Source organism: Muribacter muris (assembly GCF_001038205.1).
Taxonomy (GTDB): domain Bacteria; phylum Pseudomonadota; class Gammaproteobacteria; order Enterobacterales; family Pasteurellaceae; genus Muribacter; species Muribacter muris.
Genome location: NZ_JWIZ01000014.1, coordinates 12,355 through 25,379, shown reverse-complemented (window position 1 = coordinate 25,379; position 13,025 = coordinate 12,355). Strand labels below are relative to the sequence as shown.

The window sequence follows — 13,025 nt, the reverse complement described above, 5'->3', positions numbered from 1 at the left end:
TGCTTTTTCCTATTCATCATTATTTAAATGAGCGTGTCCTATCCGCTCTAGGCGGTTTTCGTGGTCAATGCGTAACAATACGCCGATCGCCGCCGCCATAATCACTAAACTCGATCCGCCGTAACTGACTAAGGGAAAGGTCAGCCCTTTTGTCGGTAGCAATCCCGATGCCACCCCTAAATTGACAAAGCCTTGCACAAAAATCCAAATGCCGATACCAAAGGCAAAAAAGCCTTTAAAGCGGGCTTCCAATAACAAAGCTTCACGGCTAATTTTTAAGGCTCGGAAAGTTAATGCGCAAAGTAAGGCAATAATGACGCAGATGCCAAATAAACCAAATTCCTCGCCAACCACTGCCATTACGAAGTCCGTATGCGCTTCCGGCAAATACTCTAATTTTTGAACGGAATTGCCCAAGCCCCGTCCCCAAAACTCGCCCTGTCCAAACGCCATTTGCGAATTTGACAACTGAAAACCGTCCCCATACGCATCGGCAAAGGGATCCAAAAACGAAGTAACCCGTTTTAACCGATATTCCGAAGTTAATACCAAAAAGATAAAGGCTACCGCACCTGCCGCACCGAGCAACAAAAATTGCAAGACCTTTGCCCCCATAATAAACAGCATTGCAAAGGTTAATACAAACAGCACTGCCGTACTGCCCAAATCCGGTTGCAGTAGCAGTAATACGCTAAAGAAGATCAGGATCACCATTGGGCGCATAAAGCTGAGGTTCTTGGTTCGCATTTCATCAAACTTCCGCACATAAAAGCTGGAAAAATAGCAGATCACCGCTAATTTGGCTAACTCGGCAGGCTGAAAGTTAATCGGCCCAATCGGAATCCAGCGGGTTGCGCCGTTCACATTTTTGCCCAAAATTAACGTTGCCAGCAGTAATATCAATGCGCCACCGAACAGCCAGCCGTTATAGCGTTCCCAACGCTCACTGGGAATTTGCACAATAAAAGCACAGGCACACAACGCCGCCAACACATAAACCCCATCACGCACGGCAAAATAAAAAGGGTCATTGTATAGCCTTGTACTAACCGGAATAGCAGCGGACGTAACCATTACAAAGCCGATTACCAGCAAAATAAGGAATAACCAAATCAGGCTACGATCATATAACGCATTAAGCGGGGTGAGTTGCCCCCATTTCTGCCATTCCTGCTTGAGCCTTGCCAGCATCAGTTCACCCCTTGTGCTAATTCGGCAAATTGTTGCCCCCGCACTTCAAAATTCGGAAATTGATCCAAGCTGGCACACGCCGGCGAAAGCAACACCATATCACCCGCTTTCAGTTGAGGGCGGATCTGTGCCACCGCCTGTGCCATTGTTTCCACTAGCACACTGTTTTCGGTTAATGCCGCCAAAGCCACGCCGTCCCGACCGAAGCAGTAACAACGGATATGCGACTGGTTAAGATAAGGCGTTAATTCTGAAAAATCCGCCCCCTTGCCGTCGCCGCCGAGCAACAGATAAAGCGTGCCCTCCACTTGTAAACCGTTTAATGCCGCAACAGTACTGCCCACATTGGTCGCTTTGGAATCGTTGATCCAGCGTACGCCGTCTGTGGTCGGCACAAGTTGAAAACGGTGATCTAGCCCCGTATAGCCCTGCAAGGCGTTCACAATCCCCGTGCGATTTATGCCTGCCTTATCCGCCAATGCCATTGCCGCCAACGCATTCATTACGTTATGGCGACCGCTTATCTTCAGTTTGGCAATCTCAATCACCGGCTCGCCGTCTGCATAAAGCCAGCCGTTGCAAGCGGTATAATCCGCCGCATTTTCTGCAAAAGAAAAGGATGAACTGACCGCTTGAGCGGGCTGCGTTTGCGGATCTTCACCGTTGATAATCACATTTTGAGCATTATGGTAAATGCGCAACTTCGCTTGACGGTAATCCTCAAGGCTGTCATAGCGATCCATATGATCCTCGCTGACATTCAGCACCGTTGCCGCAACGGCATTGAGCGAATAGGTGGTTTCAAGCTGAAAGCTGGATAATTCCAAGACGTAGAGCTGATAATCCTGCTCAAGTAGGCTCAATGCCGGCACGCCGATATTACCGCCCATTCCCACCTTGATGCCGGCTTGCTTTGCCATTTCGGTAGTGAGGGTCGTTACCGTGCTTTTGCCGTTTGAGCCGGTAATCGCAATAATCGGCGCATTCGCTTCACGGCAGAACAATTCAATATCGCCGACTACTTCCACGCCGGCTTGTATCGCCTGCTGAATTTCGGGCGTTTTCACCGACAACCCGGGGCTAATCACGATTAAATCGCTGGCGCACAGCCATTGGACGTTCAACCCACCGGTATGTAGCGGCACATCGGCAGGTAGTTGCTCTGCGCCCGCAGGATTGGAACGGGTATCAATCACCCGCACGCTTGCCTGTTTTTTGCGTAGAAATTCCACACAGGACAAGCCCGTTTTGCCCAAACCAATGACCGTAATCGTTTTGCCTTGATATTGATTTTCCATTGTTATTCTCTTGATTTTATGACGAACGCTTAGCGTCCTTACAATTACATCGATATATCCGTTTTTAGTTGCCCGTTGCAAATATTTTCTGAAAACTGACCGCTTGTTTAATTAGGTTTGCGGACGAGTTGCAAGGCAATTTTCTCGATATCCTCTCTACGATACAGCCAATTAAGCCAATTTTCCGGGATGGTTTCTATCCCGTAGTAAGCACCGGCAATTTGTCCGCAAATTGCTGCGGTTGTATCGGCATCATCACCCAAATTCGCTGCTTTTAAAATCGCCTCTTTAAAATTATCTGTGTGCCAAAATGCCCATAATGCCGCCTCTAACGATTCAATCACAAAGCCTGATCCAATGATGTCATCTGCCGATTTTTCCTTAAATTGTTCTGACGTAATCACAGATAAACGATCAAACTTCGTCTGCTCAAAATCAAATAAATCGTTTTTATCTCTACCACTCAACGCATTGAATAACAGTTGGGCGAAATATTCACAGGCTTGTAAACATTCTTCGGAGGCGTGCGTGGTTTTTGAACTTAAACGAGCATACTCTGCTAAATGTTCGGGCTGATGAAAATAAAAGAGCGGAATTGGCGCTAACCGCATTAATGATCCATTGCCTGAATATTTCGGGTCGATATTTTGGCTATACGCCACTTGAGTACGCTGAAATTCAAATAGCGATTGGATCGTATGTTTGCCTATTCCAAAGGCTTTACCCGTACTTGAATTATGCCCTGAACTCGCCCAATGCCAATATCGTTGCATTTGATCACTCGGATCAAAGCCGTTACAGTCTAAAAGGCTTTCGGCTAAACATAACGCCATTGAGGTATCATCAGTCCATTGCCCTCTCTCAAGTTTAAACTTTCCGCCGCCGCTCATCTCCGTCAATGGGTGAATAATCCTCTCCCTCGGGCAAAACTCAACGGTTGTGCCAACCGCATCACCGCAGGCTAATCCAACCAAACAGCCCTTTGCCCTGCTCTCTAAATTCATCTCGGTATTATCTCAACTTCAGCGTTACCAAGCCAATTAACACCAACATTAAGGTGATAATCCAAAAACGCACGATAACACGAGGTTCGGGCCAGCCTTTAAGTTCAAAATGGTGGTGAATCGGCGCCATACGGAAAATGCGTTTTTTGCGTAATTTGTACGAACCGACCTGCAAAATCACCGATAAGGCTTCGACCACAAATACGCCGCCCATAATCACCAGCAATAATTCTTGGCGGACTAACACCGCAATAATGCCCAATGCACCGCCGAGAGAGAGCGAGCCGACATCGCCCATAAACACTTGTGCCGGATAAGTGTTAAACCATAAAAAGCCCAGCCCTGCGCCAACAATCGCCGTACAGATAATCACTAATTCACCGCTGTATTTAATATAAGGAATGTGCAAATATTGGGCGAAATTATAGTTCCCCGTTGCCCACGCAATCAACGCAAAAGCTGCGGCGACCATTACCACCGGTACAATCGCTAAGCCGTCCAAGCCGTCCGTGAGGTTCACCGCATTACTCGTGCCGACAATCACAAAATAGGTCAGCACAACATAAAACAGTCCCAGTTGCGGCATCACTTCTTTAAAAAACGGCACAACCAGTTGGGTAGCAGCACTATCCTTACCAATCGCATATAGACCGAACGCCGAAATAAGTGCAACCACCGATAACCAAAAATATTTCCAACGGGCGATTAAACCGTCCGTATTTTTACGGGCGATTTTCCAGTAATCGTCCACAAAGCCAATCACCCCGTAACCGCCTAATACAAACAATACGAACCAAACATAAGGGTTACGCAGATCCGCCCACAGTAATGTACTGATGCCGATAGCGAATAAAATCATCACGCCGCCCATTGTCGGTGTGCCACGCTTTTTATAGTGGCTTTCCGGCCCGTCGTGGCGCACTTCCTGTCCGAATTTTAAGATCTGTAAACGGCGGATCACTGTCGGCCCGATTAGCAGCCCGATAATCAGCGCCGTTAATAACGCCATAATGGAGCGGAATGTAATATACGACACCACATTAAACGCCGTATAGTATTGAACAAGATATTCAGCAAGCCAAACTAACATTAGTTAATCCTTAAAAAGTAACATTAAACGCACGCCAAATTGAGCCGATCAGCTCTTCCATTTTTTGGCTACGAGAGCCTTTCGCTAATAATACAAGCGGTTGATTTTCCGATTTTTTTTGCAAAATGACTGATAAGAGAAAATCCGCCATTTTGGTTTTATCCGTAAAATGATGAGCGTCATTTTGGCTGATTACACGGCTTTGCTCGCCGAAACTCACCACCAAATCTAGCTCGGCTTGGGCAACAAAATCCGCCACCTCTTGATGACGTGCGGCACTTTCCGCCCCCAATTCCGCCATATCGCCCACCGCAAAAATACGGAAGGCAGGATACTGTTTCAACACGCTGACCGCCGATTTCATTGAATCGACATTTGCATTGTAGCTGTCGTCAATCAACAACAGGTTTGGCTCAATCTCAATCGGGAACAATCGTCCTTTCACCATAGAACGCTGCTCAAGCCCGCCTTTCACGGCGGTTAAATCCGCCCCGACCGCCATTGCCAACGCCGCCGCCGCCAACGCATTACTGATATTATGCTCGCCCAAATACGGCAGGTTAATTTCAGTCTGCCCTTGCGGGCTATGCAAGGTAAATTGAGAGCCGTTAAGGTTGAGGCGGATATCGCTCGCCCAGAAATCTGCCGTACTATCCTGTGCGGAAAAAGATTGTCTTTTTCGCGTACCAATCGCCGCTTGCCACTGCGGATCGTCATAATCCAGATTGACAATCGCCGTGCCGTTCGGCTTCAACCCCTGATAAATCTCACCCTTCGCCTGCGCCACACCGGCAAGCGAACCAAAACCTGCCAAATGGGCGGCAGCAACATTATTCACCAAACAGGCATCAGGTTGGGTCATCTCGCTGGTGTAAGCAATTTCACCGATATGGTTCGCCCCCAGTTCCACCACCGCAAATTGATGTTTCTCGGTAAGACGAAGTAAGGTCAATGGTACACCTAAGTCATTGTTTAAATTGCCGAAAGTGTAAAGCACTTCCGCTTCGCAAGCGGTCAGTTGTTGCAAGATTTTTGCGGTCATCTCTTTAAGAGTCGTTTTGCCAGACGAACCGGTCATCGCCACTGTTTTTGGATTGAGCTTGGCTTTCAGCCATTTTGCCAACCGCCCTAATGCTAAACGGCTGTCGGTAACGATAATTTGTGGTACGTTCACCGCCATTTCTCGTTCCACCACGACTGCCACACAGCCTTGTGCCACCGCATTGGCTAAATAATCGTGAGCGTCAAATTTCTCGCCCTTTAATGCAAAAAATAGCCCCGATTTAACCGCTTGTCGGGTATCGGTGCTGATATTTTCAATACTGACTTCGCCATTGCCAAGCAATCTGCCGTTTAGGATCTCAGCAATCTGATTTAATGTGAGGGTTATCATTATTTTTTACTACTTTAGTTTAAGTCTATCGTACCGTTAGTTATCTTTCCAAATCTCCCTAGCTCCTCTTTGCTAAAGAGGGGAATCCGATCGAGGCAAATAGTATATTTCACGAATATTATCTCTATTCCACATTGATGTTGATATTTTCAATACTGGCTTCACCATTACCGCGCAATCTACCATTTAGAATCTCGGCAATCTGGTTTAATGTGAGTGTTATCATTATTTTTACTACTTTAGTTTAAGCCTATCGTACCGTTACTGATCTTTTCAAATCTCCCCTAGCCCCTCTTTGCTAAAGAGGGGAATTCTATTGAGGCGAACAATACATTCAGTGAATATTATCTCCATTTTTTCTATTTTGTATCGTTAAAGCACTTCAATATTCAAATCCCACTTAACCAGTTCCCCTCTTTAATAAAGAGGGGTTAGGGGAGATTTTAAAAATCCTTATTACCCGCTCAAACGCGTTCTCACCACGGCTAATCGGAAAACAGATTTCAAACACCACCTAACCAGTCCCCCTCTTTAGTAAAGAGGGGATAGGGGAGATTTGAAAAATCCTTATCGCCCGCTCAAATGCGGCTCTCACTCACTGCTCATCGAAAAACAGATTTCAAACGCCGCCTAATCACTCCCCCTCTTTAGCAAAGAGAGGTTAGGGGAGATTGAAAACTTATTGTCTGTTCAAATACTCTCTCGCCCATTGTTGATCAGAAAACGGGTATTTTTTCGTGCCGATAATCTGGTAATCTTCGTGTCCTTTACCGGCAATCAATACGACATCTTTCGGGTCAGCTTGAGCAATGGCTTGTTCAATCGCATATTGGCGAATGTGCATTGTCTGCACTGCTTTCGGTTTCTTAAAGCCTTGCATAATATCGGCAAAAATCACGTCCGGATCTTCGGTGCGGGGATTATCATCCGTAACAATCACCTTATCCGCCCACTGTTCTGCGATAGACGCCATTAGTGGACGCTTACCGCTATCTCGATCACCGCCACAGCCAAATACGCACCAAAGCTCGCCCTCACAATGCAAACGTGCCGCGGCTAAGGCTTTTTCGAGGGCATCCGGTGTATGGGCGTAATCGACAATCACCATCGGCGCTTCGCCGTTCTCGCCCGTTACCGCTTCCATTCGCCCGCAAACGCCCGTGAGTTGTGGAGCGGTTTCAATCAATTTGACTAAATCGTGGCCTAAAGCAAGCAGCCCAGCCAATGCAGTTAAGAGATTGCTCACATTGAATGCGCCGATTAGACGGCTCTCAATCGTGCCACCACCCCAGCTAGATTCAAACTCAATCCTCGCCCCTTGTAATGTATAAGCAATGTTTTTCGCTTGTAACCAGCGAGCTTGATTTAGTGGGCGATCTTTTTCAATGCTCACAGCCACCGCCTGAGGCAAGGCAGCCAGCCATTCACGCCCAATCTCATCATCGGCATTAATCACCTGATACTTACTTGCCAATTCACCAAATAAACGGTATTTTGCCTGCGCATATTCCGCCATTGTGTGATGATAATCTAAGTGATCGCGGCTTAAATTGGTGAATACCGCCAAATCAAAGGCTAAAGCTTCGGCACGGTATTGGGCTAAGCCGTGTGATGACACTTCCATTGCACAAAAATCAGCGCCTTGAGCCACAAAATCCGCCAAGTTGCGTTGAATTTCTACCGCCGATCCGGTGGTATTGACCGCTTCTTTTACCTGCCCGAAAAGCCCGTTGCCGATCGTCCCCATTACTGCGGCTTTCCCGCCGAGTAAATTTTGCCACTGGGCAAGTAGTTGCGCCGTTGTGGTTTTGCCATTGGTGCCGGTAATGCCGACTAAGGTCAATTTTTGTGAGGGTTCACCGTAAAATGCACCGGCAATTGCAGATAAACGCTGTGCCAAGTTCGGCACATTCAACACACAAGCGGTTGGATTTTCCACCGGATTTGCAAATTTTTCGTCTAAACTAACCGCTTGTTGTGCTTCGTCTGCTTCCGCTAAAATCAATCCCGCCCCTTGTGCCAATGCAGCCGGAATAAATTGGCGACCGTCTAATTGATGCCCCTTGAGTGCCACAAATAAATCCCCCGATTGCACTTGGCGGCTGTCGAGGGTCATTTGGCGTAAAGGAGAAAGGCTTGTCCAATCAGACAATGCTGGAAAAAAGGGCAGTAAACGCTTCATTGCTGTTCCTCTTGAAAATGGTTCGGTTTAAGTTGGCGGATGGCGTTTCTCTCCGCTTCGCTGACATTGTCCGGCTTGAGATTACGGGCTTTCAGGGTGTAGCCCATAATGCTTGAAAATAACGGGGCGGAGATCGCACCGCCGTAGTAAGCACCCGCTTTCGGCTCGTTAATCAAGACCACTAAGGCAAAACGCGGATCGGACGCCGGAGCAATACCCGCCGTGTAAGCAATATATTTTTCCACATATTTGCCCTTTTCGAGCTTACGGGCCGTCCCGGTTTTGACAGCAACACGAAAACCGTCCACTGCTGCCCGCTGTCCGCCCTCGCCTTTTTGGGCGACACTTTCCATCATATGCACAACTTCACGGGTAATTTTTTCCGGCAGTACTCGCTCGCCAATCACCGGTGGATCGACTTTAGTGATCGATAACGGGCGATAAATGCCGAAACTGCCGAGAGTGGCATAAGCCCGCACTAATTGGAGCGGGGTAACGCTCAAACCGTAGCCATAAGACAGGGTAGCACGTTCAATATCCGCCCAGCGTTTGCGATCGCCGTTCGAGCCTTTTTGCTCGCCGAGCCCTAAGCCCGTATCTTTGCCAAAACCGACTTTTGAGTAGGTGTCCACCAATGCCGTAGAAGGCATTCTTAACGCTAATCGGCTCACGCCCACGTTACTGGATTTTTGCAAAATACCGGTCAGTGTCAGGCTTTCCCTTGGCGCAACATCACGGATCGTATGCCCGTTTACCACGAAAGGTCGGGTATTAATCACTTCGGAAAGGTAGGTTACTTTGTTTTGCAATGCGGTTAAGACCACCAACGGTTTTACCGTTGAACCGGGTTCAAAGGTATCGGTAATCACACGGTTGCGCGCCAATTCGGACTTAAATTCACTACGGTTATTCGGGTTAAACGAGGGCGCATTCGCCATTGCTAAAATCTCCCCCGTTTGAATATCGACCAACACCGCTGAGCCGGATTCCGCCTTATTTTCCAGCACCGCTTTTTTAATCTCTCGATACACCATTGATTGCAATTCTTCGTCAATACTTAACACCACATCTTGCGGGTCGTACTGCTGTTCATTGCGTACCTGCTCAATCATATTGCCACGGGCATCTTTACGGATAACCTGTTTGCCGTTTTTGCCGATCAACAAGCCGTCAAAACTGCGTTCCAGCCCTTCCGTACCTTGTTTGTCGTCCACATCGGTAAAGCCTATCAGTTGGGAAACTTCTTCCGCCATCGGATAGAAACGGCGGAACTCCATTTTCAGCACCAAACCGCCGATATTTAAGGCTTTCGCATAGTCGGCGATGGCTTCGGATTCGTGGCGGGAAATGTAAATAAAACGCTGTTCGGAAGCTTGGTAGAGTTTATCCATCAAGGATTTATATTTTTGATTGACACTCTTAGCCAGCTCTTGCATTTTTTCACGCTCAAGGCGGATCGTTTCATTTTCAACACGCATAAAAGCCGACTGCGGATTATTGCGTACTTTTTCGATCAATGTGTGATAATCCAGCTCGGTCGCACGGGCAAGTAACTGCCAATAATCATCGCTTTGAATATTAAAAATTGCACGGGGATCGTATTTTTTACTGCCTTTTACCGCTTTTTGCTTAATAAAATTTTCGACTTTCGACTCAATTTTGCCAGCAGACACATTCATTTCCATTGCTAAATTACGCCACTGTGCTTTGCTGCGTTTTAATTTGCTGTCGAAATATTCCTTTGGATCGAGCGTAATCGAGTACATCGGCACACTGATAGAGAGCACTCGCCCGTGGCGATCCAAAATTTTGCCCCGTGTAAAATTGAGGGTTTGAGTACGCAAAGAGCGGTTATTCGCTTCTTTAATTAGCCGCTCGGCATCCGTTACCTGTAAATAGACACTTTGTGCCGCCAACGCCACCGCCATTGCGAGAATCAATAACGCAACAACGACAAACCGAATCGGCAAAAAACTCGGCTCATTTTTGAGCGTTGCTACCGATTCGGGCTGCTTTGGCGCTTTAGGCTTGTTAAACTTAACGGATTTACTCATTCTACTAAAATTACTTCTTGCTCTTTCTTAATCGGCTGTAAACCAAATTTTTCCGCCACCGCTTCTACACGGGATTTTTGGCTTCTGGAATTTTCCTCTAACTGCAAATGCACATATTGATGCTCTAGCTTTTGATTAGTCTGCACCAATTTCCCTTGCTCTGCGGTCAATAACCGGGTTTGGTGGGTGATCCAAATGGTTGCCACGGCACTAGCAATGACTCCTAACAGTAAAAACAGTGCCACTTTGTTGTGGCTGGTTAAATCGTCCAAAATCACTTGGCGCAGCGGATAACGTGTTTGTGCCATTAGCGTTTCTCCGCAATCCGTAACACCGCACTGCGTGAGCGGGGATTTGCCGCAATTTCTACCTCGCTCGGCATCACCGCTTTGCCGATCGTTTTCAGCGGAATATTTTTGGTTAATTCACTCTCTAAAATCGGCAACCCTTTCGGTACTGCCTCGCCTTTGCTGTGCTTGCGCATAAACTGTTTAACCATTCTGTCTTCAAGGGAATGGAAGCTAATGATCGACAAACGCCCTTGCGGTGCTAATACGGATAATGCCGATTGCAAAGCCTTTTCCAATTCGTCCAACTCACTGTTGATAAAAATGCGGATAGCTTGGAACGAACGGGTCGCCGGATGCTTATGCTTATCTTTAAACGGCACGGCTGCCGCAATAATCTCGGCTAATTGCAAAGTGCGTGAAATTTTTTCATTTGCAAATTGATTGTAGGAAACGACCGCTTGCGCAATGCGTTTTGCAAACCGTTCTTCGCCAAATGTTTTTAACACCCAAGCCAGATCCTCGACCGACACTTGCGCCAGCCACTCCATTGCCGATAAGCCTTTGGTGGTATCCATTCGCATATCCAACGGCCCGTCCCGCATAAAGCTAAACCCCCGCTCGGCTTCGTCAAGCTGAGGGGAAGAGACGCCCAGATCAAGCAAAACACCGTCTATTTTGCCGACTAAATCAAGGGACTGGCAGATGTCCGGCAATGCCGAAAATGCACTGTGGATAATGCGAAAACGAGGATCTTGAATGGTTTTTGCTTCGGCAATCGCACGAGGATCACGGTCAATCGCAATCAAGCGCCCTTGCGGTGATAATTGGCTTAAAATCAAACGGGAATGACCGCCTCGCCCAAATGTGCCATCAATATAAATCCCCTCCGGCTTGATAGCCAAGCCTGCAACGGCCTCGTGCAATAAGACGGTAATATGCTGCGCTGAAGTGTGATTCATTTGATGTTCCAATTATAACGAGAGATTTTTTAGTGCATCGCAGTCGAGCATTTCCGCCGAACTGCCCAAGGCAAGATCTTCGGCAATCTGTATTTGCCATTGTTTTTCTTGCCAAATTTCAAATTTATTGAGCTGCCCGACAAACATAATACTGTGTTCAAGTTGAGCGTGCTGGCGTAATGTCGGGCTAAGCAAGATACGTCCGGCATTGTCCATTTCACATTCGGTCGCAAAGCCTTGCATTACCCGCTGAATACGGCGTTGCATCGGGTCAAAATTAGAAAGTGCCAACAGTTTTTGTTCGACAACTTCCCATTCGTGCAGAGGGTAAAGCAGTAGGCAAGGCTGGCGGATATCCACCGTACACACCAAGCTCCCTTGGTGCTGTTCTAACAAGCCGGCACGATAGCGGGTTGGGATCGCAAAACGCCCTTTGCTGTCTAAGCTGATCGCACTGGCTCCCCGAAACATAACCTTGCCCTTTCGACTTTCAGTAATTTACTGATTGATAGACACTGAAAAAGTTCCCACAAATACCCACTTTTTCCCACACAAATGGAATTTTATACATTAAGCACTGACTGGGCAAGGTTTTATTCCGTTATTTTGGTTGGTAACAAGGAAAGAGGAACAATAAAAAAGAAAATCCCACTACTATTAACAGTGGGATCTAGAAAACCGTATTCGGTGATTTACTCGCCAAAATTTTCCGGTAGTTGTTTAAGCACTTCCGCCCATAATACCGTGCTTGCTTGGCGGTGCATTGCAATATAATCGCTCGCCTTTCGGCTGTCTTTCACACGACAAGCCTGTTTTAAATGGCGATAGAACGCTAAGGTGGTTTGGCGAAACTCTGTGCTATTAAATACTAGCTCCGCCACTTTATGATACAGTTCTTGGAAGCTGTTTAAAATTAAACCGTAAACAGGCTTATCTGCAATAAAGGTAAATTGGTGATAGAGCTTATAATCGAAACGGGCAAATGAACAGGCATCGTCCGCTAGATCGTCTAAATCCTGAAATGCCTCATAGGCTGCTTCGGGGTTAAGCCGGATAGCTTCGGGAATATAATATTCTCCCATTCGGGTACGCAGGGACACCACATTGGAGATAATCATCGGTGTAATTGAGCGATCGAGCTTAATCAAAGTGCCGATAATATTCGGGCCGGCAGTTTCCCACACGTTATTTACCCTCGTAGGTTTACCGTGTTGGATATTCAGCCAACCATCACGCGCCAAACGCTGCAGCACCTCACGCAAGGTCGTGCGTGTTACACCGATAATATCGGCTAATTCACGTTCTGCCGGTAAGTCCGATCCTGCCGGAAAATGATGATTCCAAATGCTTTTAACAATATATTCCTCTGCCAATGCAGCCGGACTTTGTGCTTTTAGTAGCTCAGATGTATCCATTGATTCGCTTCCGATGGGGTAATGGTGAAAAAACACTCCATTTGTGAAATAAAAAATGTGACCTAGTTATCAAAAATCAAATTATCTACTCGCTTCGCTATTATCGTTTAATCTAAAAAAGATTACAATCAACAAAATCTATACTTAAA

At 46.9% G+C, this 13,025-nt stretch carries 11 protein-coding genes; all 11 read right to left on the bottom strand.

All coding sequences use genetic code 11. The features are described 5' to 3' along the window. Positions 1–9: 9 nt before the first annotated feature. Complete coding sequence (ftsW, locus tag RO21_RS02725; protein WP_047976270.1) at positions 10–1,191, bottom strand: putative lipid II flippase FtsW; 1,182 nt, start codon at positions 1,189–1,191, stop codon at positions 10–12. After that, complete coding sequence (murD, locus tag RO21_RS02720) at positions 1,191–2,489, bottom strand: UDP-N-acetylmuramoyl-L-alanine--D-glutamate ligase (RefSeq protein ID WP_047976269.1); 1,299 nt, start codon at positions 2,487–2,489, stop codon at positions 1,191–1,193. Before murD ends, ftsW begins: the two co-directional genes overlap by 1 nt. Positions 2,490–2,596: 107 nt before the next feature. Next, positions 2,597–3,493, bottom strand: coding sequence for an ADP-ribosylglycohydrolase family protein (locus RO21_RS02715; RefSeq protein WP_047976268.1), 897 nt, complete (start codon positions 3,491–3,493; stop codon positions 2,597–2,599). 7 nt (positions 3,494–3,500) lie between these two features. Further along, complete coding sequence (gene mraY, locus RO21_RS02710; protein ID WP_047976267.1) at positions 3,501–4,583, bottom strand: phospho-N-acetylmuramoyl-pentapeptide-transferase; 1,083 nt, start codon at positions 4,581–4,583, stop codon at positions 3,501–3,503. A 10-nt stretch (positions 4,584–4,593) separates the two neighbouring features. Further along, a complete protein-coding gene (gene murF / locus RO21_RS02705; RefSeq protein WP_047976266.1) occupies positions 4,594–5,976 on the bottom strand; it encodes a UDP-N-acetylmuramoyl-tripeptide--D-alanyl-D-alanine ligase in 1,383 nt (460 codons plus the stop codon). Between the two features lie 679 nt (positions 5,977–6,655). After that, positions 6,656–8,158 (bottom strand): UDP-N-acetylmuramoyl-L-alanyl-D-glutamate--2,6-diaminopimelate ligase, encoded by a 1,503-nt coding sequence (gene murE / locus RO21_RS02700; RefSeq protein WP_047976265.1) that lies wholly within the window; start codon positions 8,156–8,158, stop codon positions 6,656–6,658. Further along, entirely contained in the window at positions 8,155–10,212 is a 2,058-nt protein-coding gene (locus tag RO21_RS02695) for a penicillin-binding transpeptidase domain-containing protein (RefSeq protein WP_047976264.1), read from the bottom strand. The genes murE and RO21_RS02695 overlap by 4 nt, the downstream gene beginning before the upstream one ends. Further along, positions 10,209–10,520 carry a cell division protein FtsL gene (gene ftsL, locus RO21_RS02690; protein WP_047976263.1) on the bottom strand — a complete coding sequence of 104 codons (312 nt, stop codon included), beginning with the start codon at positions 10,518–10,520 and terminating at the stop codon, positions 10,209–10,211. The genes RO21_RS02695 and ftsL overlap by 4 nt, the downstream gene beginning before the upstream one ends. Further along, positions 10,520–11,461: a 16S rRNA (cytosine(1402)-N(4))-methyltransferase RsmH gene (gene rsmH, locus RO21_RS02685; RefSeq protein ID WP_047976262.1), complete on the bottom strand. Its 942-nt coding sequence runs from the start codon at positions 11,459–11,461 to the stop codon at positions 10,520–10,522. The genes ftsL and rsmH overlap by 1 nt, the downstream gene beginning before the upstream one ends. Positions 11,462–11,473: 12 nt before the next feature. Then, the gene (mraZ, locus tag RO21_RS02680; RefSeq protein WP_047976261.1) at positions 11,474–11,932 is read right to left on the bottom strand and encodes a division/cell wall cluster transcriptional repressor MraZ; all 459 of its coding nucleotides are present in this window, start codon (positions 11,930–11,932) and stop codon (positions 11,474–11,476) included. 221 nt (positions 11,933–12,153) lie between these two features. Next, positions 12,154–12,876 (bottom strand): fatty acid metabolism transcriptional regulator FadR, encoded by a 723-nt coding sequence (gene fadR / locus RO21_RS02675; RefSeq protein WP_047976260.1) that lies wholly within the window; start codon positions 12,874–12,876, stop codon positions 12,154–12,156. Between the last annotated feature and the right edge of the window lie 149 nt (positions 12,877–13,025).

Excerpts from the sequence above, each read along its gene's own strand:
- rsmH (WP_047976262.1), bottom strand. The coding sequence starts at position 11,461 with ATGAATCACACTTCAGCGCAGCATATTACCGTCTTATTGCACGAGGCC.
- mraY (WP_047976267.1), bottom strand. The coding sequence starts at position 4,583 with ATGTTAGTTTGGCTTGCTGAATATCTTGTTCAATACTATACGGCGTTT.
- ftsL (WP_047976263.1), bottom strand. The coding sequence starts at position 10,520 with ATGGCACAAACACGTTATCCGCTGCGCCAAGTGATTTTGGACGATTTA.
- RO21_RS02695 (WP_047976264.1), bottom strand. The coding sequence starts at position 10,212 with ATGAGTAAATCCGTTAAGTTTAACAAGCCTAAAGCGCCAAAGCAGCCC.
- murF (WP_047976266.1), bottom strand. The coding sequence starts at position 5,976 with ATGATAACCCTCACATTAAATCAGATTGCTGAGATCCTAAACGGCAGA.
- murE (WP_047976265.1), bottom strand. The coding sequence starts at position 8,158 with ATGAAGCGTTTACTGCCCTTTTTTCCAGCATTGTCTGATTGGACAAGC.
- RO21_RS02715 (WP_047976268.1), bottom strand. The coding sequence starts at position 3,493 with ATGAATTTAGAGAGCAGGGCAAAGGGCTGTTTGGTTGGATTAGCCTGC.
- mraZ (WP_047976261.1), bottom strand. The coding sequence starts at position 11,932 with ATGTTTCGGGGAGCCAGTGCGATCAGCTTAGACAGCAAAGGGCGTTTT.
- ftsW (WP_047976270.1), bottom strand. The coding sequence starts at position 1,191 with ATGCTGGCAAGGCTCAAGCAGGAATGGCAGAAATGGGGGCAACTCACC.
- fadR (WP_047976260.1), bottom strand. The coding sequence starts at position 12,876 with ATGGATACATCTGAGCTACTAAAAGCACAAAGTCCGGCTGCATTGGCA.
- murD (WP_047976269.1), bottom strand. The coding sequence starts at position 2,489 with ATGGAAAATCAATATCAAGGCAAAACGATTACGGTCATTGGTTTGGGC.